At 39.5% G+C, this 23,910-nt stretch carries 20 protein-coding genes and 1 pseudogene; 14 read left to right on the top strand and 7 right to left on the bottom strand.

Features of this window, described 5'->3' with window-relative positions:
* Nucleotides 1-94: 94 nt before the first annotated feature.
* The 3 genes and pseudogenes from IPF37_01245 (at nucleotide 95) to IPF37_01235 (ending at nucleotide 5,226) form a co-directional block, all read left to right on the top strand.
* Nucleotides 95-844, top strand: a pseudogene (locus IPF37_01245) (IS5 family transposase).
* Nucleotides 845-1,133: 289 nt separating this feature from the next.
* Nucleotides 1,134-3,617 carry an AMP-binding protein gene (locus tag IPF37_01240; protein QQR49454.1) on the top strand — a complete coding sequence of 828 codons (2,484 nt, stop codon included), beginning with the start codon at nucleotides 1,134-1,136 and terminating at the stop codon, nucleotides 3,615-3,617.
* A gap of 427 nt (nucleotides 3,618-4,044) precedes the next feature.
* On the top strand, nucleotides 4,045-5,226 hold the full coding sequence (locus IPF37_01235; protein QQR49453.1) for a hypothetical protein: 1,182 nt from the start codon (nucleotides 4,045-4,047) through the stop codon (nucleotides 5,224-5,226).
* A 65-nt stretch (nucleotides 5,227-5,291) separates the two neighbouring features.
* Here IPF37_01235 and IPF37_01230 read toward each other — a convergent pair whose 3' ends face one another.
* Entirely contained in the window at nucleotides 5,292-6,230 is a 939-nt protein-coding gene (locus IPF37_01230; GenBank protein ID QQR49452.1) for a hypothetical protein, read from the bottom strand.
* A 238-nt stretch (nucleotides 6,231-6,468) separates the two neighbouring features.
* Between IPF37_01230 and IPF37_01225 the strand changes: the two genes are divergently transcribed.
* A complete protein-coding gene (locus IPF37_01225; GenBank protein ID QQR49451.1) occupies nucleotides 6,469-6,723 on the top strand; it encodes a DUF1653 domain-containing protein in 255 nt (84 codons plus the stop codon).
* Nucleotides 6,724-6,785: 62 nt separating this feature from the next.
* Here the strand turns inward: IPF37_01225 and asnS are convergent, their stop codons facing one another.
* On the bottom strand, nucleotides 6,786-8,177 hold the full coding sequence (gene asnS, locus IPF37_01220; protein ID QQR49450.1) for an asparagine--tRNA ligase: 1,392 nt from the start codon (nucleotides 8,175-8,177) through the stop codon (nucleotides 6,786-6,788).
* A 415-nt stretch (nucleotides 8,178-8,592) separates the two neighbouring features.
* Between asnS and IPF37_01215 the strand changes: the two genes are divergently transcribed.
* From IPF37_01215 to IPF37_01185, 7 genes are all read left to right on the top strand, one after another.
* On the top strand, nucleotides 8,593-9,573 hold the full coding sequence (locus IPF37_01215; GenBank protein ID QQR49449.1) for a hypothetical protein: 981 nt from the start codon (nucleotides 8,593-8,595) through the stop codon (nucleotides 9,571-9,573).
* 227 nt (nucleotides 9,574-9,800) lie between these two features.
* Nucleotides 9,801-12,998 (top strand): hypothetical protein, encoded by a 3,198-nt coding sequence (locus IPF37_01210; protein QQR49448.1) that lies wholly within the window; start codon nucleotides 9,801-9,803, stop codon nucleotides 12,996-12,998.
* A 54-nt stretch (nucleotides 12,999-13,052) separates the two neighbouring features.
* Nucleotides 13,053-13,283 carry a hypothetical protein gene (locus IPF37_01205; GenBank protein ID QQR49447.1) on the top strand — a complete coding sequence of 77 codons (231 nt, stop codon included), beginning with the start codon at nucleotides 13,053-13,055 and terminating at the stop codon, nucleotides 13,281-13,283.
* A gap of 164 nt (nucleotides 13,284-13,447) precedes the next feature.
* Complete coding sequence (locus IPF37_01200) at nucleotides 13,448-14,461, top strand: hypothetical protein (protein ID QQR49446.1); 1,014 nt, start codon at nucleotides 13,448-13,450, stop codon at nucleotides 14,459-14,461.
* 121 nt (nucleotides 14,462-14,582) lie between these two features.
* A complete protein-coding gene (locus IPF37_01195; protein ID QQR49445.1) occupies nucleotides 14,583-15,167 on the top strand; it encodes a nitroreductase family protein in 585 nt (194 codons plus the stop codon).
* On the top strand, nucleotides 15,160-15,738 hold the full coding sequence (locus tag IPF37_01190) for a nitroreductase family protein (GenBank protein ID QQR49444.1): 579 nt from the start codon (nucleotides 15,160-15,162) through the stop codon (nucleotides 15,736-15,738). Before IPF37_01195 ends, IPF37_01190 begins: the two co-directional genes overlap by 8 nt.
* Entirely contained in the window at nucleotides 15,738-17,114 is a 1,377-nt protein-coding gene (locus IPF37_01185; protein QQR49835.1) for a deoxyribodipyrimidine photo-lyase, read from the top strand. The genes IPF37_01190 and IPF37_01185 overlap by 1 nt, the downstream gene beginning before the upstream one ends.
* Nucleotide 17,115: 1 nt before the next feature.
* Here IPF37_01185 and IPF37_01180 read toward each other — a convergent pair whose 3' ends face one another.
* From IPF37_01180 to IPF37_01170, 3 genes are all read right to left on the bottom strand, one after another.
* Complete coding sequence (locus tag IPF37_01180; protein ID QQR49443.1) at nucleotides 17,116-17,832, bottom strand: hypothetical protein; 717 nt, start codon at nucleotides 17,830-17,832, stop codon at nucleotides 17,116-17,118.
* Between the two features lie 225 nt (nucleotides 17,833-18,057).
* Nucleotides 18,058-18,738, bottom strand: a complete 681-nt coding sequence (locus IPF37_01175) for a hypothetical protein (protein ID QQR49442.1) — start codon at nucleotides 18,736-18,738, stop codon at nucleotides 18,058-18,060.
* Nucleotides 18,739-18,775: 37 nt separating this feature from the next.
* Nucleotides 18,776-19,459 carry a hypothetical protein gene (locus IPF37_01170; protein QQR49441.1) on the bottom strand — a complete coding sequence of 228 codons (684 nt, stop codon included), beginning with the start codon at nucleotides 19,457-19,459 and terminating at the stop codon, nucleotides 18,776-18,778.
* A gap of 167 nt (nucleotides 19,460-19,626) precedes the next feature.
* On the opposite strand from IPF37_01170, the gene thyA reads away from it, so the two are divergent.
* Genes thyA through IPF37_01155 form a run of 3 tightly spaced genes read left to right on the top strand, consistent with a single transcriptional unit; the run spans nucleotide 19,627 to nucleotide 21,529 of the window.
* The gene (gene thyA / locus IPF37_01165) at nucleotides 19,627-20,496 is read left to right on the top strand and encodes a thymidylate synthase (GenBank protein ID QQR49440.1); all 870 of its coding nucleotides are present in this window, start codon (nucleotides 19,627-19,629) and stop codon (nucleotides 20,494-20,496) included.
* The gene (locus IPF37_01160; GenBank protein ID QQR49439.1) at nucleotides 20,493-20,957 is read left to right on the top strand and encodes a dihydrofolate reductase; all 465 of its coding nucleotides are present in this window, start codon (nucleotides 20,493-20,495) and stop codon (nucleotides 20,955-20,957) included. Before thyA ends, IPF37_01160 begins: the two co-directional genes overlap by 4 nt.
* 5 nt (nucleotides 20,958-20,962) lie before the next feature.
* Entirely contained in the window at nucleotides 20,963-21,529 is a 567-nt protein-coding gene (locus tag IPF37_01155) for a dCTP deaminase (protein ID QQR49438.1), read from the top strand.
* 1 nt (nucleotide 21,530) lies between these two features.
* Here IPF37_01155 and IPF37_01150 read toward each other — a convergent pair whose 3' ends face one another.
* Nucleotides 21,531-22,475 carry an EamA family transporter gene (locus tag IPF37_01150; protein QQR49437.1) on the bottom strand — a complete coding sequence of 315 codons (945 nt, stop codon included), beginning with the start codon at nucleotides 22,473-22,475 and terminating at the stop codon, nucleotides 21,531-21,533.
* 117 nt (nucleotides 22,476-22,592) lie between these two features.
* Nucleotides 22,593-23,909, bottom strand: a complete 1,317-nt coding sequence (locus IPF37_01145) for a TolC family protein (protein QQR49436.1) — start codon at nucleotides 23,907-23,909, stop codon at nucleotides 22,593-22,595.
* Nucleotide 23,910 lies beyond the last annotated feature (1 nt).

Genomic DNA, 23,910 nt, shown 5'->3' with positions numbered 1-23,910 from the left:
GCTAGGTTCTGTTGACTTTTCAAAAATGTGATTTGAGTGCATGATAACACCAACAAAAAAAACGAGTTTATTAAAAACTCAAAAAGGCGTTATCATGCAAAGAGAGTATATCACAAATGAAGCGTGGCGGAAAATATATCAGTTTCTTAAAAAAGAAAAAGGTATTTATGTTAGAAATGAAGGTCTTTGTAAGAGGTTCATAGTGGGTGTGTATTGGATTTTAAAAACAGGCGCTCAATGGCGAGAACTGCCTGACCGTTATGGCAACTGGAATAGCGTATTCAAGCGATTTGATGTGTGGAGTAAAAAGAAAATTTTGAAAAATTGTTAACATTTTGTGCTGACGACCCCGACCTTGAATACGTCATGATTGATGCCACAATAGTAAGATCGCATCCTTGCGCAGCGGGTTATGGCAAACAAAGTGAAGAAGGCTTGGGAAGAAGTAAAGGTGGTTTTACTACAAAAATTCATGCGACAGTGGATGCCTTGGGCAACCCACTAAAAATTATAATAACTCCTGGTCAAAGAAATGACATAACGCAAGCTGAAACCCTGCTCAAAGCAACCCCAAAATTCTTGTGTGATAGCCGACCGAGGTTATGATTCTGATGCATTACGAACTTTGTTAAATAATCAAAAATGTACGGTTGTTATTCCGCCTCGATCTAACAGAAAGATTCAGTATGAATATGATGAGCATCTTTACAAAGAAAGACATCTCGTTGAATGTTTTTTCTCTAAAATCAAACACTTCAGACATGTCTTTTCTCGCTTTGACAAAAAGGCCCAGAATTACTTATCGTTCGTTTCTTTTGTTGGAGCAATTTTATGGTTACGATGAAAAGTCAACAGAACCTAGTATCCTTCTCCACAATTATTAGCTTGAGTGTGTTGCCAGATAAAAATTATTGAGTTATGTAGAAATAAGCTGGCAACGCGCTCAGTGATTTTTATGTAGACAACGACTTTTTAATAAAGTTTTGTTGCCTTTATTTTTTACATGCTCGCGTCATGGCGAGCTATTTTTTTGTGGGTGGTATTACGATGTACATTGACTCTTGACTCTTTGTTTGTTGAGATGATAGCTTTCAGCTTAATAATTTTTATAATATCTAACCTGGTGTTTGCTCATGATTTTGACGTCTATTCTTAAGCATAATGCTCAAAATTTTCCTCATGACCCATCGTTGACGATGCGGATGGGGTATCGAACTGTATCACTTACTTTTTCGCAAGTGTATGAATTGTCGCGCAAGGTTGCCGTTTTTTTAGAGCAGCAAGGGGTGAATCCTGGAGATCGTGTGGTGATTGTTGCGCCAAACTCTCCGTATTGGGTTTGTGTCATGTGGGGTTGTTTGTTGCGCGGGGCTGTTATGGTGCCGCTGACGATACAAAGTTTGGGCAAGGTGGTGCAAAAAATTGTTGAACAAACGGAAGCAAAGTTACTTTTTAAATATACTTTTTTTAGGCAAGATTGTGGTTCTATTAAAACATTTGATATGGAATTACTTTCAGAACTTGTAGCTGATTTGGACGGGGCTGCAATGCATGAGTACCAAGCTTGTCAAGATGATCTTATGCAAATATTGTATACGTCTGGTACTACGGGAGATCCTAAGGGTGTTATGCTGACGCACAAAAATTTGTATTCAAATATGCAGGCAGTTGCACAAGTTTTTCCTTTTGTTGGGCGTGAACGTATCTTGTCTCTTTTGCCATTGAGTCATATTTTAGAACAGACGATTGGTTTATTTTTGCCGTCGTATTTGTCTGCGCATATTATTTATGCCCACTCGCATACCGCCATTCGTTCTCTTTTGCAAGAATATCAGATTACCAAGCTCATTGTGGTACCTGAATTTTTAAAAGTATTTATGGAAAAAATTGAGAATGATGTCGAGCAGCGTGGCAAGAAAAAATTATTTGAACGTATGCAAAAACTATCTCAGGCCTGTGGTATGATATGGTTTTCTCGTTTACTCTTTCGACCAGTTTTAAAATCTCTTGGCAGCAAACTCGATATTATTGCGTGCGGAGGCGCTCCGCTCGATCCATTGTTAGAAAAAAAGTGGCAGTCTTTTGGCATTATGATTTTGCAAGGTTATGGCCTGACCGAAACATCGCCGGTGTTGACGTACAATTCATTGCAAAGCCATAGACCTGGTTCTGTTGGTAAAGTCTTGCCAGGCATTGAATTGTCGATAGCCGATGACGGTGAAATTTTGGCCAAAGGGCCAAATGTGTTTCAGGGCTATTTTAAGAATGAAGAAAAAACGCGCGAAGCATTCACCAGCGATGGATGGTTTAAAACCGGCGATATGGGCCATCTTGATAGTGATGGTTTTTTATTTTTAGATGGCAGAAAAAAATATATGATTCTTGGTTCTGGGGGACAAAATGTTTTTCCAGAAGATATTGAAGAAGAACTTAATCAAATTGACGGAGTGAGGGATAGTTGTATTTTGGGTCTTGAACTGCCAAGTGGTCATGTTGAGATTCATGCTGTCTTGTTGCTTGATGAGCAGACAAAAAAAACAGCGGAAGAAATTGTTGCGCTGGCTAATAATCAGTTGACTTCGTATCAGCAAATTAGTGGATGGTCATTGTGGTGCGATAGTGATTTTCCGCGAACTTCTACGCGTAAAATTAAAAAAGAAGAAGTGAAAAAAGTTATTGCAGTTACTGGCAATCAACTAGTTGACCAAGCGCAATCTTTTAAATCGCCACTCATGCGTATGATTGCGCAAATGAGCGGTCGAGATATTGAAAAAATTAATGAATCAACAACGCTCGGTCAGCTTCAATTTGATTCTCTTTTGACGGTTGAATTGATTATGCGTGTTGAACAAAATTTTGCTGCCGCTATTGATGAAAGCGCCTTGACGTTAAAAACGACAGTTGCTGATATTGAAGCGATGATTGCAAAAAAAGAGCCAGTTAAACAAATGCCGCCCATCAAAAAATGGCCTGCGTGGTTGGCAGTGCGCGTAATGCGTGTTCTTTTGCAAAGTTTTTTTCTATTAATTTCTCGTTTGTTTATGTGCGTGCGCGTGCGTGGGCTTGAGAATGTGCACAATCTTAAAGGTCCCGTAATTTTTATGCCAAACCACACAAGCTATCTTGATCCGCTGGCGCTTATTGCTGCATTGCCATGGCGCGTGCGTTTTCGTTTAGCATTTGCTGCCGCTTCTGATGTTTTGTATCAAGAATTTGCGTGGGGAGCATGGTTAGCCGAATTTTTATTTTATGCATTTCCATTTCCGCGTCATGAGGCAGAAAATATTCAGCATGGGCTTGATACGGTTGGTCGCTTGCTCGATAAAAATATATCAGTGGTTTTATTTCCCGAGGGGAAAGTGAGTGAAACGGGCGAGTTGTTACCACTTAAGCCTGGAGCTGGTTTGATTGCGATAGAAATGGGTGTGCCGGTGGTTCCGGTTACTATTATTGGTACGCAATCGATTTGTTCTTATGCGCAACTTATGCCACACGCGCGAGGGACGGTAGAGATAATTTTTGGGGAGCCATTGATTTTTACACGAAAAGAGTCTTATACTCTAGCAACTGAACGCCTTGCAAGTGCCTTGAAAAAATATGTAAAAATTGGCGCATAGAAAGAGAGAAAGAAGAGGAAGGTAAGGTAATGTATTGTGAAAATATTAGCCATGTTTTTTCTCATATGTTATTTCTCAATTACTTCTTGTTTTCCAATTTTATTAGTTCATTATCTTGTGCATAAGATAAATCCAGAATGTTCAGATTATTTTTTTTGTAAAAAAATCATATGTATCTATTTTTTCGTGCTTTTATTTAATCAACTTCAATATATTTTTAAGTTGTCTGACGATCTTGGTTTTCATGATTTTGAAAAATTGTGTCAACATATTGAAGCAGAACAAGGCAGTGAATGTCTTTGTTGGTGACTAGTATGACAAGTTGTTTTTTTCAACAAAGCAAATCAAGGAGGAATGGATAAGATAAATTGAAAACGCATGTTTTGTTGTTGGGTTTGAAAGTTGCAGTTGATGAAGGAGTGTTGTAATGCAAATAATAAAAAAACATCGAATTGGATTTTTTTTTGTAATGATTGCGTGTCTTTTTTCTGTTTCGTTATTGAGTGCTGCAGGCAAAAAGTTTAATGCCGGAGAAATGGATGTTTTGCTGGATCATGGCGATTATCAAGAACTGAATGCAAGATTGCGTCTTTTTATAGAACAACAAAGGAGTAATGACGCTTTATCCTGGGTTCGTAAGCAAGCCGAAAACGGTGATGCTTTATGCTTATATTTCGATGCACGAAATGCTGATTGGCAAATAAAAAATCCTTTTGAAGGATTTGATGCGCATCAGCATGGGCCTTATTTCATGAAAAAAATTATGCAATTTTTAATGCGTGTTTGCCTTGATGCGACGACGTATATTGAACTTTTTGGCGAGGATAGTGCTCTTGTTACTAAGTATCAGTATTTTAAAAGTAAAGTTAATCAAGTGTGGTTGAATCATTATGAGTTGCGTAAACAACTTTTTGGCAGTGTTTCTTTTCAAGATACGGTTAGAGATGTTAAGCAATGGTTTTTTTCTCTTGGGTCTAATGGACAATTTGATTTTCTTCCTTGTGTTTGGGTGCAGACTATACAGCCGGCATGGATTTCTTGGGGTTACTCGGTTGGGGTGATTGATGCAGGAAAATATGAAGCTTGTTTGGATGATGCTAATAACATAGCAACAATCAAGCGTTTTCAACCAGCTGTGGCACTTGCGTTTTTTGACTTTTGCTCTGTCTGTGGTGGTTGGGAGCAGTTTTTTGGGAATATCAATGATTGTAGATTTGTTTTGAATTTATGGCAGCAAAAGGATGCTGAATTACGAGTCATTGAAGAAAAAGAAGAGCGCGAAAAAAATGCAAAAAGAGAAAGACGCGAAAGAGTCAATGATCGAGCAGAGCGTGAACGAGAAGAAGAAAGATCAAGACGTGAGATTGAAAAGCTTAGTTTATCAGGTGGGAGAGAGGAAAAACTAGATGAACAGGAAGATCCGTTTGACGGCTGGTCAAAATTTGCTCCGATTTTTACTTCGGCTGATGCAAGCTCTCCAAGTAGTTCATCGAGCTCAGGTAGCTCAAGTCCTGCAATGAGCCCAAGTAGTGCGAGTTCTATGAGTAGTTCGAGTAGCTCAAGTTCTTCAGTTTTGAAGGTTAGTGGAGATTCGGAAAAAGTAGCGTAACGAGATTAAAAGATAAGAATTAAAAAAAGGCCGGAAACTTCCCGGCCTTTTTTAGTGACAAATTATTAAGCGTTGCGGATGCGAGCAGCATTTCTGATGGCAAAAATAACCTTGCGTGCTTTTTCAACAACTTCTTTGTGTGTTGTCGCTCTATTAATTTCTTCGTCATATTCATAAGGTTGAAAAAAGCTTTCAATCATATCTTGAATAATAATTTCGATCGTTTCATCATCAATGTGATAAAGTAAGCTGTCAAAATCATCTTCAAAAGATAGGTCTGATTCTTCTTCTGTTCCTGCACCTGCTGCGCTGGTGATTTCTTCAACCATTGAATTAGTTTCTTGTAAATAGTCAAACATTGCTTGTTCAAGTTCAATGAGGTTTTCAAGCGCAATTTCTTCTTCGTCAGCTTTGGCTTCAATGTTGATTGTGGCTATGGAGTCTTGATGATTGAATTCTTCGGCAGATTCTTCTTCTGCTGCTTCTTCTTCAGAATTGATAGTTTCTTCTGCTGCTAGTATTTCTTCGTCGATTATAATTTCTTGTTCTTCTAAAAATTCATCAGCGTATGCTACGTCTACGGGTGTATATTCAGTAAAAACTTCTGTTGTGATGGGCTCTAATGTTGTTTCAACGAAATGCTCTAGGGTGGCAGGGTCTGTTATTGGATCAGCGACGGCATTTGTTGCATCGTTTGATGATGATTGATCATAGTTGAAAAAGTGTCCAGTGAGTTCTTCCCAAAGCATTGCAAAGAACAAAGCAATTTCATCAAAGAGCCATGATTTGTTAACTTCATTTTGTGCTCGTTTGTGTGCAAGGCAAGCCATTTTGTGTAATGCTTCTGGGTTGTTGTAGCCATAACCGTGTGTGCTTAACACAAAGTCGTTAATGCTGCTACGAACTGGCGCCATGCGTGTTGCTGCATCTACGTTGGTTGTTGCGTGCATTAATGAAACCGCAAAAAATGAAGAGAGTAATAAAAAGCGATTGATTTTTGACATAACGTTCTCCCTAAAAAATCCCCTTGAGAAAAATAAACCCTACCTTGTCAGTCTCTCAAAATGAGGGTTGTAAGAAAATGGTTTTGATGATTTGGTTATTTTGCATTGAATCCTGGCCCCCCTTTTGAGTTTTGATGACAGACAGAATTTTAATGAGATTTGTGATGTGGTGAGGGGGCCAATTATATGATATAATTTTGTAGAAAGAGTCGTTTTTCTTAGATGTAAGGGGTTTTTTATGATCGTAAGACCGGGTATTTATCAGCACTATAAGGGCAAGCGTTACAAAGTTTTGGGTGTCGTTAATCATTCAGAAACGCTTGAAAAACTTGTTTTATATCAAGCATTGTATGAAAGTGAAGGCTTTGGCAAAGATGCTTTATGGGTGCGGCCGCTTGAAATGTTTATGGAAGATATTGATTTTAAGGGCATGAAAATACCGCGTTTTCAGATGGTAAACCCGTGTTGTTCGACTGATTCGTGCTGTGAATAAATACGTGCTCAAATTTTGGTAAAATCGGCAAGGTTTGTAAACCTTGCCGATTTTTTTATGACTTAAAAAGAAAGATTTTTTGGTGAACGAGGGAATGGAATAACGTCTCTGATGTTTTCCATGCCAGTAGTAAATTGTACTAAGCGTTCAAAGCCAAGCCCAAATCCTGCGTGTGGAATGCTGCCAAAGGTTCGCAATTCCATGTACCACCAATAATCATCAGCGTTAATGTTGCATTCAGCCATACGTTTTTTTAAGACATCAAGACGCTCTTCACGTTGGCTGCCGCCAATCAGTTCTCCAACGCCTGGTACCAAAACGTCCATGGCGGCAACTGTTTTGTTGTCATCATTCAAGCGCATATAAAAAGATTTAATATCTTTTGGATAGTCGGTAACAATTACTGGCCGCTTGCAATATTCTTCTGCCAGGTAGCGTTCGTGCTCGGTTTGTAAATCTGAACCCCATGTTACTTGGTAGTCAAATTTCTTGTCTGCTTTTTGAACTAACTCGATTGCTTGTGTGTACGGAATATGTTCAAACGGGCTGTTAACAACGTGCTCAAGGCGCTTAAGTACGCCTTGGTCGATAAAGCGATTGAAAAATTCTAAATCTTCCTGGCAATTATCAAGTGCGTTCCGCAGGCAATATTTGATATAATTTTCGGCGCAAGTCATATCATCTTTTAAATTAGCGAATGCCATTTCTGGTTCGATCATCCAGAACTCTGCCAAATGTCTGCTTGTGTTTGAATTTTCGGCACGAAAGGTTGGCCCGAACGTATAAATATCAGAAAGTGAACAGGCGTACGTTTCACCATTCAGCTGCCCAGAAACCGTTAAATACGCTTGGCGGCCAAAAAAGTCTTGTGAATAATCTGGCGTGCCTTTATCGTTTTTTGGTACTTTGTTTAAATCAAGTGTGGTCACTTGAAACATTTGGCCGGCGCCTTCACAATCTGATTGCGTGATAATTGGCGTATGAACGTACAAAAAACCTTGTTCTTGAAAAAAATTATGCGTAGCAAATGCGAGTGCGTTGCGAACGCGTGCGATGGCACCAATGGTGTTAGTGCGTGGGCGTAGGTGGGCGATGGTGCGTAAAAATTCAAAGGTGTGTTGTTTTTTTTGTAGTGGATACGTTTCTGGGTCGCATTCGCCAATCAGTTCAATTGCGCTTGCTTTAAGCTCAAACGCCTGCTTGCCGCCTTGGCTTGCGACCAGTGTGCCTTCAATCATGACGGCAGCGCCAACGGCAAGTTTATCAAGTAACGTATCATAATTTTTGGCCGAAGAATCTGCAATTACTTGCAAAGGTGCCATGGTTGAGCCGTCGTTTACGGCAATGAAAGAGAAGTTTTTTTGGGTGCGGGTTGAGCGAATCCAACCCTTGATTACCATTGTTGAGTTAATATTTTTTTCTGAAACGTTTTTTATTTTTGTGCGCGTTGTCATAAGGGCTCCAGGCTTTTTTTAAACTTAAAGATGCCTTGTCATATTGCCTTAGTTTTAGCAGATTTGTGTAGAAAAAACAATGTAAAAACCTTTATGAGCAATGAGCCTATTAATTTGGTTAATAACGATTTGCAGCGTTACATTTTCCTACTGAGTAACTGTTGTTGATGAAGTAACTGTCGAAATGGTTTGGGAGATTGTTAAAGAAAAGTTGGTGGCTAACCGATCCTGAAGATTTTCTTATTTTTTAAGTTTTGTAAAAAGGGCCTTTTTGAAGAGAAAAGGACCTTTTTTTATTCGTTTGGCTTCGGCCCCTTCGTTAATTTCTTATTTATTTGAGTTTCAGGTTGAAAATATGTTATTGTTCAAATAGTAATAATTGAACAATAAGTCCTGGTGAAAAAGGGGTATTTTTATGAAGAAATTAATACAAAACAAAGGATTTCTTTTGGTGGGTCTTTTGTTTATTTTTGCAGATTTTGGCGTGGCGATAAGAGCTGTGGCTGCCGATGATGATTTGAGTTTTGTGGCAGATGATTTAGGTACCGATATGAGCGCACCAGCTGTTGATGATTTGGATCAAGATGTTCCTGTTCATGTCCCTGCAACGCCAGTGCCATCGAGTAGTGAAAGTGACTCTGATACGAGTACTTCAGCAAGTGATGTGACTAAGGGCGTAGTTTCTCAAGATTCGCAGACTAGTTCAAAATCTTCAAAAAAACATAAAAAAAACAAAAGAAAAAGAAAAAATAAGAGCGGTAAGAGGAAAGTAAAAAGTGCTAAGCATCGTGAGAAAAAACAGCTAAGAGCCCAAAAATTGGCTGAAAAAAATGCAAAATTAAGAGCTAAGCTTGCTCAACTCAAAGCTGAGAAACGTGCCCGCGGTATGGAAGTTCATGGGGATGAGTACCGTCCAATGCGTCCTCAAGGTTCTCGAGGTGGCGTATCTGAAGGTTTTGAAAGTGGCAGCGAGCAAGGGCATGGTGGCGTACGTCGTAAAATTGATTGGCGCCGTCCTGTGCCGTCAATGCGTAAATCATGGGATTCAGATAGTCAGCTTCGACATCAAGAAAGATTTCATGGCCATGTTCGTGATACTGAAGATGAAGAAAACGAGGATGAAGTAGCTTTTCATCAACATGGTGATCGCGATGTGAGACATGATAAACATAAGCATGTTGGCCATGATGATGAAGATTCAAAACATCATGAGCGTGGTCCTCGTCATGAAAATTCTCATCGCGAAGGTCGTGTTCGCTGGCATGAGCGTGATCATGATAAATATAAGCATGTCGGCCGTGGTCACGATCGCGATATGCGCGATAGTCGTGCAAAAGATAAGATAAATCAAGAGAGCAAATCTCAAGAAAACAAATCTGAGCATGATCGTAAGTAGTTAAATGATTTTCAAGAATTCTAAAAAAGGGTGGCTTGTAGCTTACAAGCCACCCTTTTTTTACATGCTCTATTTTCAATCGACCTAAAAAAAGAGAATAATGAATGACTTTCGCAGAGAGAAATTTTTTTGTTGACTTAAGAAAGATTCAAAATGCTACATTGAAACAGTAAGGAAAGTTTTTGCAATAAAAAGTAGGTTGAGTATATCTAGAAAGGGAGTTTGTTATGAGTATGATGAAAAGTAATCAACGGTGGGGGCTTTTTTTGAGCCTTATTTTGGTTGCAACTTTTGGAGAGTTGGCGGCACGTGGTTTTGGGCATGCTTTTGGGCATGGGCCTGGTGGGCGTCCTATTGTTTTTAACAATACAAAAGAATTAGAAGAAAAAGAAAAAGAACGTATTTCAGCTGAGTGGCAACGTAATCATAATATTTTAAAGGCTCTTCCTGAAGATACGATTATTGCTATACGATCTAATCCAAAAGGTCCTGGTAAAGGTAAATTTTTGGCAGTTGTTGATGGCAAGTATCTTAAAGCTGTTCATGATTCACTAAAAAAAGTCAACGAAGATCAAAATGCCCAATTTAAAATATTGCGCCACGGTGATATTTTTGGATTACAACAAGTTGCTGCGCCACATAATAACTTGCAAAGCGTTAAGGATTCCTTTGAAGTTAGCTTTGAAAACCAAAATTTTGATGACGATCACTCAAAGTTGTCTCTTTGGTTCATAGAAGTAACTGGTAGTTTGAATAAACAGGTATGGTTTAAGAATGCTGAAACTGATGGCTATCTGAGTGTTCGTCAAGAACCATGGTCAAACGGTGGACGTTTGTACACACGCGATCATCGTGTTGTTGATGGTAAAGCTCAGCCTGCCAGAAAAGATAGTTGGGAAACATTTAGTATAGTAATTATAAAGTCTGTTGGTGTACAAGCAACCGAACAAGCGCGAGAAGTAGATGCTGATGATTATCCATTTAAAGAGGGTAATATCGTTGTCTTGAGATCTCATCCAAAAAGTCCAGGTCAAGGAAAGTATCTTAATATTGTTGATGGTAAATTCTTGGCGCCTGGTGTTGAAAATTCTGATAATAAAAATTCTCGTTTTAAAGTTTTGCGTGAGGGATATTTTGTTGGTTTTGAAAAATTAACTGAGCCAAAATTTCGTTTACAAAGTAGTCCGGTTCTTCAAGTTGGCGAAGACAATCCGCCTTATTCAGTACAATTTCAAAATGCTGCATTCATGAAGTGGGAACATTGGCAACCAGTGAAAATGGGCTCAGAAGAAGAAGGTTATTACTGGGTATTACAAAATGAAGCAACGGGCGGGTATTTGAGCGTTCGTTCCGAAAGTTGGTCACGTGGACGTGTTTGGACGCGTGGTAAAAGTAATAAGCCTGCGAAAAGCGTTACTCAAGCAGAAAAATTTATTGTTGAAGTTATAAAAGATACAGGTCTTGTTTCTCCAGAACCGTCATCAGCAAAACCAGCTCCTGCACCAGCTACATCGGCATCAACGGCAACTCCAGGGTCGACAGTTGTAGTAACTCCAGCGCCTACTGTAATAGCTGGTCCTGCTGTAGTTAAACCAAAAGTTTTGAGTGAAGAAGAAAAAGAAAAACGACGTCTTCAATTAGAAAAAGATATTGCAGGGATCATTCCTACGCCACGCGATACTGCAGCTTTGCAAAGCTTAAAGGCTGGGACGGTGGTAGCGATTAAGGTTGTAAGTACTGACAAAGCGGGCAAATATCTCCGCTTGGAAGATGGACAATATTTAATGCCAACCGGTAGCGATTCAAAAGAACCGCAATGTCGTTTTGTGGTAATGAGACTTGGCAATTGGATTGGCTTTAAGTCATACCATGCAGCTGGTAATACGTTAAGCGCTGCAGCCAAAACACATGAAGTTTTATTTTCGGGCGATGCTTTCCAAAAGGATGAAAACACGAGAGTTCATTGGGCTCTTGTTCCAGCCAAAGATGATAGTCTTGGCGTGGTGCAGTTGCATAACCAAGCGTCTGGCGGTTTCTTAAATATTCTTTCTCGTGAGAGTATGCGCAAGGGACATCGTGTTGAGAAAATAGATGAAGATAAGAATCTTGCTGCTATGGGCGTTGATAAAACAGTACCTGCTGAAATTGACGATGAAGATGATAATGATCATAAGAGTGATGAGTTGCACGCGATAGGTTTTGGTCGTTTGTGGACTAAAAAAGATCGTAAGGGTCGTGCTGCAACGCCGGACTTAGCGTCAACCAAATTTACTATAGAAATTGTACAGCCTGTTGGTGCTGAAACAGTTGCTGGTGGAGCTGCATTTACGTACATTCCAGAACTTTATCAACAACGAACAGTTGCTTACCATGAAAAATGGAAGTTAGCCGAAGCTGGTTATGGCTGGGTTAAGTTCAAAGCGCGTGCACTTGAAGGTTTAGCGATAGCTTTTGCTGCTACGATGAATCCAGCCAATGGGCCTGCGTACGAAGTTCAAATAGGTCATACAAGCAATACTAAATCGGCAATTTTCAAAGATGGTAAGTCAGTATTTGAAATTTCTGCTGATGATGCAGGCAATAGTGATGCAGACGTGAGTGGTGGCCTTCCGTTTGAAGGTCAAGCGTGGGATGATTACTGGGTTATGATTAATGAAAGTGGGAAGGTTTCTGCCGGTAAGGGTACTGAAATTGGTCAACGTTCTTTTATTGAATGGAAAGACACTAAGCCGGCTACTGATGTTCGTTATGTTGGTTTGAGTGATCTTTCAAGTCGTGCTGAATTTAAGAACATTACCTTCAGTCCTGCTCGTCCGGTTCAACCAAAATTCATTGTTCCTGTTGGATTTAGCAAAGTGGAAACAAACAAGCGCTTTGTTAAAATTACAACTGGTAGTCATCAAGGTTCCTTTGAAGCATGGGCCGTTGATAAAGATGGTAAACTTTATCACGATAAAAATGGTGGGTTGAGTGGTGATGATTGGCAAGTTGTTGCATTGCTCGATCAGCAAGATAAAGATCTTGGTAAAGTCAAAGATGTTGCAGCTGGTGATGACGGCGTTGTATATGTCGTTACTGATTCAGGATTGGTATACACGTTTATTCGTGAAGGACAAAACACCTTGCGTGCACCACGAGCAAATAAAGGCCCCGTTGTGCCTGTTCCTGCAGTTGTTGTAAAACCAGTTCTTGATGTTGTTGCGCTTACTGAAAAAGTAGCACAGAAAGAAGAAGCTCGCGGTAAAATAATTTCACGTAGTGCTAAAGCTAAAAATAAGAAGGCACGACTTGCTCGTAAAAAGGCAACATCAGTTGCATCAAAAGATAAAAAGAGTCGAAGACGTGTTGCTCAAAAACGCAAGGTGCGCAAGCCTCTTAAAAAAGCAGCTTCTTTGAGAGATCAAAGAGTTGCCAAGAAAAAATAACTCGAGTAAATCAAAAAGATAAAAAAGAATTAAAAAAAGATGAAAGGATTAATAATGAATAAAAAACGGATCGGACGGTGGCCTTTAAGCCTCTTGATTATGTTCGCGATGACAACTCAGGCAATGTTGGCGGTTGGTACTTCTGGCGCAGATGCGCCAGAAGATGACGAAGAAGTGACGGCTGACGCAACGCCTACTGCAAAGCGAAAAACAAAAAAAATAGTGAGAAGAAAAAAGGACAACCTGCGAAAAATCGTCGAGCTCAAACAACTAAAAAGAAGGTAAAAGGCAAGGCAGCGCATCCTGCTGATGCTAAAAAAAGGGCTCATCGTGTTGAAACGAAAAAAAGAAAAATTACGAAAAAAAGTAGTGCTGCTTCAAAAAAAGAAACAGTAAGTGTTGTAGATACGCAGCCAGCTGTTGCCGCGGTAGCTGCTAGTGCTGCACCAGTGGCAAGTACAACTGTTCAAGCGCTAGCTAGTCAAGTTTTAAAAGCTAACAGATGGGCAAGTGTTGATGTGGGCGGCGTAAACCAAGGTGTTAAGTTTGCTCGCATCGATGTTGGTAGTCGGGATAATGTGTGGGCTACCGTTGATACAACAAAGAGTATTTATCAATTACAATCAGATGGTGGCTTTGAGCTTCAATCGAATGGGGATGCGCTTGCCGTGAGTGTTGGTGCTGATAATACCGTGGCAGTAGTTAACCTTCACAATGATGTTTTTTTACTTGACAATGGCGCATGGAAGAAAATTTTAGATGGTAAAAAAATGACCAATCTCGCGGTAGTCAACAAAGACAGTATTTTTGCTATTGAAGAGCGTGAGGGTAGAGATTACGTGTGGCATTATAAGCATGGCACTTGGGAACAAATGAAAGACAGTAGTGGTCAAGAAGCTGTCGGTTTTAACAATGTTTCGGCCAATGCTGCAGGAACGGTATTTTTGTTAACGCCAGAAGGAGAACTTTATCAAATGGGCAATGCTGGTGTTGAAAAAACACAAGATGCTACTGACGAAGAGATTGTTGCAGCTATTGCTCCTGCTGCCTCGGCTATTGCTCACGCTGATACAGCAAGTGTGGCAGTTGATGCTGTAGCAAGCGATGTAAAGGCAGCCTCAGCAGAAGCTGTTTTGCGTGATAAAATTAAAAAAGTGAGAGCACAATTTACAAGTTTAGGTGGCGTGATAGACAAAACAAAAGAAGCTGAACATAATAAAACAGCAATCCAAGAAAAAACGGATATCGAGAAACTCAATAAAGAAATTAAAACCTTACAAGCAAAAGCTTCAAAACAAACTAATAGAAGCTTAAAAAAGCAAACGATGGCAAAAATTGCTGATGTTAAGAAAAAGAAACACGCTATTGAAAGAGCAAGACGTGCTCGCTTAGCAGGAAAATTAAGAGATTATCAAGCTAAATTAGCAAGCTTAAAGCCAGTAGCGTCAGCATCTGTAAAATAAAATCTACTTACTAAATTACTAAAAAAATTAAAGGGTCGACTTGTTCGACCCTTTTTTATGAGCGCTTGCTAATGGCATGGTTCAACTTTAAACTTGAATCTTAACTATTCGAGGGCTTTAAATGAAAACAAGAAAAAATGAGTATCCTGTTGATCAACGGATAATAAATCGTTGGTCGCCGCGTGCGTTGTCCAGTGATCCAATTACTGACGAACAGATTGCAAAGCTTTTCGAAGCGACTCAACAAGCGCATAGTTTATTGAAGCGTTCGCCATGGCGGTTTGTATATGCGAAAAAAGGTTCTGTTCGATGGCAGGAGTTTTTTGATCTGTTGAATCCTTTTAATCAAAGATGGGCCGAACCAGCATATGTTTTGTTAATTGTGTTGTCAGAAAAAAATGAATATGTTGATGTTGTGCGCCAAAATTCATTGTTGACGGGAGCTGCTTGTCAGTTGTTGGCGGTGCAAGCTGCATGCCTGGATTTGGTGGTTCATGCAATTGAGGGGTTTGATTATGAGCAGGCAGCACATCTACTTAATGCTCCTGATTATACTATTGAAGTAATGTTTGCGATTGGCAAGCTTGGCAATAAAGAATATTTGCCTGATTATCTTCAAGTGCGCGAGTATCCTTCTGGTCGCAAAGTTTTGACAGATTTAGTTTTCAAAAATTTGTTTAATCAAAAAGGAGTAAGCGATGAATAAACGTCATGCTGAATATTCTATTGCTAACATTTTTCTTGAACGTTGGTCGCCACGAGCAATGTCTGGTGAGTCTTTCACTCATGAAGAATTGATGTCACTTTTTGAAGCTGCAAAATGGGCGCCATCATCGTACAATAATCAACCATGGCGTTTTATTTATGCTCTACGCCAAACGTCTCAATGGGAAAAATTATTTGATCTTTTGGTTCCTTTTAATCAATTGTGGGCACATAAATCTGCTGCGTTGGTAGTGGTTGTTGGGCATAAAAACTTTGAATTTAATGGAAAACCGTCTCGTACTTTTGCATTTGATACGGGTGCTGCGTGGGCAAATTTAGCGTTACAAGCAAGTATGAGTGGTTTTATAGCGCATGGCATGGAAGGCTTTGATTACAATCGTGCACAAGCTGAGTTGAATATTCCGGCTGACTATGAAGTGTTGGCAATGATTGCTCTTGGTAAGTCAGGAAAAAAAGAAGATTTACCCGCAGAACTGCAAAAAAAAGAAGAACCTTCAGATCGTAAGCCATTGGCGGAGATTGTTTTTGAAGGTTCATTGGGTGTAAAATGATGACCAAGCAGTATGCGCGCGCACTTTTTATTTTTAGGCGTGATTTGCGCTTGAACGATAATACGGGTCTTTTGGCCGCATTAGAACAAACAGAAGAAGTGGTGCCATGTTTTATTTTTGATCCCCGTCAAGTTGATGATAACGAGTATAAAAGTGAAAATGCGCTTCGTTTCATGATAGAATCATTGAACGATCTTGCTGATCAATTAAAACATAAACATGGTCGCTTATATTTGTTTTATGGTAAATCTGAAGATGTGGTAAAAAAACTTTGTACTCAGCTTAAGCTTGATGCGGTGTTTATTAATCAGGATTATACGCCATTTAGCATTAAGCGTGATCATGCACTTGAGCGTGTGTGCAAATCTCAAGATGTTGCTTTTCAAGCACACGCAGATGTTTTGTTGCATGCGCCTGAAAAAAGCCTAAAAAAAGACGGCAAGCCGTACACTATTTTTACGCCATTTTATAAACGGATGTCGATGATAAAAGTTGAAGAGCCGCGTAGTAACGCATTCAAAAATTATTTTACTGGTACCATTGCAACAAGCTTTCACAACATTGAAGATAAAGTTTCGATTAAAACAAATAAGTTAGCAGCGGTGCAGGGCGGTCGCAAAGCTTGTCTTAAGATTTTACGTGCGCTTGATGATTTTAAAGATTATGCAAAAAAGCGGGATATTCCTGCGCTTGCTACAACTCATTTATCAGCGCATTTAAAATTTGGTACCTGCTCGGTCCGTGAAGTTTTTTATGCGATAGCTGATACGCTTGGCCGTAAATCGGTACTGCTCAAACAACTTTATTGGCGTGATTTTTTTACGACGATAGTCTTTTATTTCCCACATGTTTTTGGTCATGCGTTTCGTGAAAAATATAATCATCTTGCGTGGTCAAAAAGTAAAAAAAACTTTGAAGCGTGGTGCAACGGTATGACCGGCTTTCCACTTGTTGATGCTGGTATGCGTGAGTTGAATGAAACCGGATTTATGCATAATCGTGTGCGGATGGTGGTAGCATCATTTTTAGTAAAAGATTTGCATCTTGATTGGCGGTTGGGCGAAAAATATTTTGCCCAGAAATTGGTTGATTGTGATCCTGCCGTTAACAATGGCAACTGGCAGTGGGCTGCGTCGACGGGCTGCGATGCGCAGCCATATTTTAGAATTTTTAATCCATGGCTGCAGCAAAAAAAATATGATCCGCAAGCTGAGTACATCAAGCAGTGGATTCCTGAACTTAAAAATTTGACGCCTAAACAAATTCATTCTTGGTACAACAATGAAAAGAGGCCTGATAGTGATTATCCAGCCCCTCTTGTTGATCACAGTGATATGGCAGCTCAAGCAAAAAAGATGTTTAAAGCTGCGTTGTAAATTATGCAGGAATTAAGCTGCCGCCAGTTACAAGGCTTAAGCTTGGGCCGGCAAAAAAGAGTGGCAAGCTTAAAATGAGCATGCCGCCTGGCATATCTGCAAAGCTTGCGTATGTTACGCCGCAGCCAAAAAGCATGGCAATGTTAGCGTCAATACCGTTGCCGAATTTAATTTCTTTGTTTGAATCAAAAAAGTTCATATCGGTATTAACAAAAAAGATCAAATCAAGTTTAAGAGATAATTCTAGTTTGAGTCCTATTGTATTGATCTTTGCTCGGTAATTACGCGTCTTTATATTGCCAGTTTGGTCTTTGTATTGAACGGTAAATTCTGGATTTTGCGTTTCTATAAAAAAAGCAAAATTTGGATCTACCGCGAAAGAATAGCCGGTTACTTTGTAATCACGCAATGTGGTGATCAATGATTGTTGAAGGCTTCTAAGTTTTTGAAGATTTTTGTCGGTATTTGGCACAAACTTAAAAATGCCTTCTTTTCCCATTAATGCAATAAGCTCTTCTTCTTGAAAATATGGGGCGTTTGGCATAGAAGTAAAAATATTGCTTGCTATCGTAACAAGTTCTTCTTCTGGCAGCTGTGAATAGAAGTCTCCGTGGTGAGCATTAAAAGCATTATCTATTAATGTAACAAGATTTTTCGATTGAATCTTGCGCAGTGCAGAGCGTTGTTTGCAAAGCCAGTATGCATAAAAGTTGAGCAATATTTTTTTTCACGAAATGTTCCTTTTGGGTAAGTTGGTCGTGGTGATAATTAAACAGGGTCTTTTTTATAGCATTGGATCCATAGAATTATTATGCGATAGTTTTGTGTGTCGGCCAAACAGTTTATTAATTTTCAATTTGAAATATGTCGCGCTGTTCTGATACATAAAAAAGAGCTGGATTTTGATGTCAAGCTCTTTAAAAATTTACTCAATGGTGTGTGATTATGCAGGAATTAAGCTGCCGCCTGTTACCAAGCTCAAGCTCGGGCCAGCTAAAAAGAGTGGCAAGCTTAAAATGAGCATGCCGCCTGGCATATTGGCAAAGCTTGCGTATGTTACGCCGCAGCCAAAAAACATGGCTATGTTAGCGTCAATACCGTTGCCGAATTTAATTTCTTTGTTTGAATCAAAAAAATTCATGTCGGTATTAACAAAAAAGATCAAATCAAGTTTAAGAGATAATTCAAGTTTGAGGCCGATTGTATTAATGTTTGCTTTGTAAGAGCGCATCTTCACGTTCCCAGCTTGGTCTTTGTATTGAACGGTAAATTCTGGATTTTGTGTTTCCACAAAGAAAGCAAAATTTGGATCAACGGCAAATGAAACGCCGGTCACTTTGTAGTTACGCAATTTGGTAATTAGTGATTGTTGAATGCTTTGAATTTTTTGAATATTTTTATCGGTGCTTGGTAGAAAAGTAAAAACGTCACTCATTAAAGCAATAAGTTCTTCTTCTTTAAACAGTGCAGCGTTGTTAATTTTATTGACGAGATGCAATGGCAGATCGCTGTTAGAAGTAAGTGTTTGTAATGATTGAGCTGCTTCTGTTGTGAAGTCTTGTGCTGTGCATAGCGTTGTTTGTAAAACAAGCACGCACAAAAATTGAGCAATATTCTTTTTCATAATTATGTTCCTTTTGGATAAGTTGCCGTGATGGTAATTAAACAGTTTTTTTGCTTGTTAACCAGATATTATTCAAACGAGTACTGGTTTTTTGTATGCCCATAAAAATAATAGAGCTGGCTGCGGCCATCGTTAAGCGTTCTGCTAACGCAAGCGGCATGAGCGCAATCCATTGTTCAGCTGTCATGGGTACCATATAAATCCACATAACGCTTCCTATGCCGTGCGCAATAAAGGTACTGCCAAGAGCGATACTAAAAATGTTATGAAAATTAAACATCTGAAGAATGTATAAACAGATTGGAATAAGCCAAAAGCTTGCATATACAAATGCTTGTCCGCCAACTGGATGTGCCACAAAAAGTGTCATGCAAATTATTGGAACTACAACGTTCATAAAAAAACGTGCAATATTTATTTTTCGTGAATTATTAATGAGCGCTGCTGTTTGAATGTTCCAATTAGCCGTTGCAAAAAAAAGTGGAATGCCAAAAGTTGCAGCGCCAACCGCTCTCAAAACTCGGTACAAGCCATAAGCTACTATGAACAATGATGCTGCTGGTAGATTTGCAAAGCCGCCGATCAGTGGCAACATAATTCCAACGCTTGTTAATGAAAATTTGAAGGAGCCGAGCACGGGACTTAATTTTATAAAAGTACTTATAAATGTCAGGATACCAAAAAGAGCGAGTGATATTTTTTTAGTTGTAAGATGATGCATATAGTACCTCCTGATAACAAAAATTAAACTTTTATCTACTCATATTTTCGTTAAGTATACAAGGCCTCTTGCTAAAATCAATGAACGAAAGATCTTGAATGGAAATTGTTTTTTGGTAAGGTGTGAAGTGCTTAAAGCAACGAAAGATTATTTTAAAAAGGATCATAATGATAGCGTATCATCGCATTGTTCAACACATTCTTGAGCAGGGAGTGCGGGTTTCGAATAGAACAGGTATTGATGCATTGACCGTTACCGGTTGTATGTTTGAGCATGATATGCAACGAGGTTTTCCTTTGCTTACAACAAAAAAAGTTGGTATGCGCCTTGTAGCAACAGAACTTGAATTTTTCATCAAAGGGATTACTGATAAAAAATGGCTACAAGATCGCAATAATCATATTTGGGATGAGTGGGCTTATCCAAAAAAAGCGCCCTATGGCCACAGTTCGCAAGCAAAACAGCGGATGCTTGAAGAACGAGATCTTGGTGCAGTGTATGGATTTCAGTGGCGACATTTCGGGGCTGAATACACGTCGTATGACGCCGACTATTCTGGACAAGGGTTTGATCAACTGAAAAACTTAGTTCAGACATTAAAAACAAATCCCACTCGACGCATGATTGTCTGCGCATGGAATCCGCCAGCTCTTGAGAATATGGCGTTGCCACCATGTCATTATGCGTTTCAAGTTACCGTGACCAATGGCAAGCTGAATTTACTTTGGAATCAGCGGTCGGTAGATGTTATGCTTGGGTTGCCTTTTAATATAGCCAGCTATGCTTTGCTCTTGCATCTTCTTGCAAAAGAAGCTGGTCTTCAAGAAGGAAAGCTTATTGGTTTTCTGGCTGATGTGCATATCTACGTTACTCATCTTGAAGGAGCTTTGCAACAGCTTGCGCGCAATCCGATTGAGCACGCTCTGCCTTGCATGGTAACCGAACCCTTCACTTCAATTTTTGATTGGAAAGCTGAAGACTCTCGCATTATGAATTATACAAGTTATCCTGCTATCAAATTTGAGATTGCCGTATGATTAAAATTATTACGGCAATGACTAAGAAAGGCATTATCGGAAAAGGAAACCAGCTGCCCTGGAATATTCCTGATGAGCTTAAAAATTTTAGGCTTCTGACGCAAGGGCATACCGTGATTATGGGAATGAGGACCTTTGAATCGATTGGAAGGCCGCTGCCAAATCGGCATAACATTGTACTTGATATCGCAGAACGTAACGTTGATGGCGTTCAGATTTGTACCTCTGCAGAGCAGGCTTTGAGTATGGCAAAGGCTTATGGAAAAGATATTTTTGTTATTGGCGGGGCTTATACGTATGCTCAATTTTTGCACAGTGCTGATGAGTTGTATGTGAGCTACATCAAACAAGATTATGATGGCGATGTTTTTTTTCCGCCAGTAAACTGGCATGAATGGGTAGTTAAAGAACGTAAAGACTTTTCAGAATTTGAGTTTGTTTTATATAAGCGCAAGGAATAAAAAAGATGAGTATCAAACCAGATAGTTGGATCAGAAAAATGGCCCTTGAAAAAGGGATGATTGAACCGTTTGCTGAAGCACAAGTGCGCGGGTTGGCAGATAAAAAAGTGGTGAGTTATGGCGTTTCAAGCTATGGCTACGATGTGCGTGTTGCTGACGAATTTAAAATTTTTACCAATGTTTATAATTCAATTATCGATCCAAAAAATTTTAGAGAAGATGCATTTGTTGAAGTTCAGCGCGATATTTGTATCATCCCGCCTAACTCTTTTGCGTTGGCCCGTACCGTTGAATATTTTAGAATTCCGCGCAATGTTCTGACCATTTGCTTGGGCAAATCGACGTATGCTCGTTGTGGCATTATTGTGAACGTAACGCCTTTTGAACCTGAATGGGAAGGGCATGTTACGATAGAAATTTCCAACACCACGCCACTTCCAGCAATGATTTATGCTTTTGAAGGCATTGCGCAAGTACTCTTTTTTGAATCTGATCAAGTATGTGATGTTTCGTATGCTGACCGTAAAGGGAAATACATGAAACAACGCGGTATTACTTTGCCAAGCGTGTAAATTAATCTTTCAATATTCCTTGCAATTTTGAGGTTTCTTCGTCTTCTTTTTTTGGATGAACATGCGAATTTTTTAGCTCTTCGGAATAGAAGACCAAGAAACCAATCAAAACTAAAAAGCCTGATAAATAGGCGTCCCACGTGATTGCTTCATGAAAATAGAACCAGCTAGTTACCGCGGCCGAAACGGGTGCCAGCAAGCCTGCAATTGACAACAAGGTTGCTGAGTAGGATTTAAGTAAATGTGCGTATAAATTATAACAAATGAAATTGGTAATCAAAATTACCAGAGCAAGCCAGAAAAAAAAGCTTGTCGGTTCATGGATCTGTGTTGGAACTTGCATGAATTGTGCTGTTCCAAGAGCACATGCTCCGCCAATTAGCATATTAAGTCCATTAAATTGGGGTGCGGGAATTTCGGTGTGCATGACCAATTTTTTCATAACTACCCAGCAATAACTAAAACACGATACAGAAATCAGCATAGCAATCTCTGGCCAGGATATAAAACCAAAGGCAGCCTGCTCTGTTTGGTTGCGCGCAATAAGTACTGGCATGATAGCAATGAGCCCAATAAAAAGTCCGCACCATTTGCGAGAACTTGCTTTTTCATTAAAAAATATATACGAGAAAAAGTAGGAAATAAAAGGCGCCAAATTATAAATCAAAGCAGCTTTAATGACGGGCAAGTGGACCAGTGCTACGTAGCGCAGGACGTAGGGCAGGTAGATACCAAGGACGCCAATTTGTGCAATATAAAATAATGATAGCCCATCAATAGCCACTTTCTTTTTGCGGCCGATAAACGTTGCATAGGTTGTTAACAGAGCTCCGGCAATGAGCATGCGCACAGCAATCACAAAAATAGGATGAGCAAAACCAATTAAAATTTTGCTGATGGTAAGGGTGCAACCATATAAAAGTTGCATAAAAAGAACTAAAAACATACCTACTCATCCCCATGATATCAGTGGTTTGTTGTAAATTAATTAAAAAAACGATAGGAAAAATACAAGAAAAAAGCCTGCCTATCGAGTAAAGACAAGGCTTTTTAGTGGAAAATATTATACTATTATTTTTTCAGAATAGCCACATTTATGCAATAATTCTTGTCGGCGAATTTCGGTTGCAACTTGTTGGTTAATTAGAGCTATTTGGGCGTTTTTCCAGGTCGTCTGGGCAACGATTAAGTCAACCGGCGAAATCAGCCCTGTGGCCAATTCTTGGCTTTTTAGCGTAAATTCGTTATGAGCGCGTGCGTAGTGAAAGCGCTCTGCTCGCAATTTGCTTACTTCTTGAGTGAGTGAGTAATACGCCGTTGCGACTTCTGAGCGTACGCGATTTTCGATTTCTTGTTTCATGAGCGTTGCTTCAAGTTTTTGTACGCGTGCCAATTTTGCTTGATAATCGATGTATGGTAGGTTGAAAATATCCCAGTGCATGGCAATGCCAAAATTGTGATAGTTGCTGTAGCCTGTTTCTGCTACGTTGGTAGCGCCAGCCAGTGCATGAACAGAAAATTTTGGCAGGTGTTGATTAAGTGCAATTTTTTCACTTTCGTGATGAACCTCGATATTTTTTTGTTGCTCTTTAATTTCAGGATGGTTGCTGAGCGCAATTGCGTGGTAGAGATTGATATCGTAGAGTTGTATTTCTTGTTCGTTTTGCCACACAAGCTTGGTGGTGGGGAGTTCGGAATTTTTGTGAGGAACAATATTCAAATTCACTGTCTGACCCATCAAAAATTCTAAACGGCGTTGAAAAATTTCTACATCTTGGTGATAAGAATAAACAGTAGCAAGGTCAGTGGCATGTGTTTCTGCATTGTGTAAAAAAACATTCTTATCAAGAAGATGAAGTTTTTCTTCATGGCGAGCTTGGTCAAAAATTTCTTGAGAAGATATATTTAGCGCTTGGATTGCTGCGCGTTGTTGTTGAATACGCCAACATTGCAAAAAAGTACGAGCAACGTCGAGACGTACGTCGTTGTAAAGTTGTTGCGTATAATAACGTTGTGATTCAGTTTTTTTTCGTGCACGCTTTGCTTGCGCTTGTGGTCCGGCAAAGTCGTAGATAAGTTGATTTGCCGACAAGGTTGCTAATGCTTGTGGGCCACTTTGTCCACGTTGTTGTCGTAGGTTGCTGATAAGGTTTACCGTTGGATAATAGCCAGCCCATGCTTGGCGTTCCTCAACTTTGCTCAAATAAACACGTTGCTCAAGAGCTTGTAGGCTTGGTTTGTTTTTGTGAGCAATTTCTATTGCTTCTTCCATGCTGAGGGTTGTAAGAGTGGTGTTGCTTGCTGGTGCTGAGTAAGTGTGTAAAAACGAGGAAGATGATGCAAGGGCAAAAAAGAAAAATAAAGATACTATGCGCTTCATT

This window comes from bacterium (genome assembly GCA_016699045.1).
Classification (GTDB): Bacteria; Babelota; Babeliae; order Babelales; family RVW-14; genus AaIE-18.
Note: the sequence above shows the minus strand (reverse complement) of the source record. Positions and strands in the feature narration are given on the sequence as shown.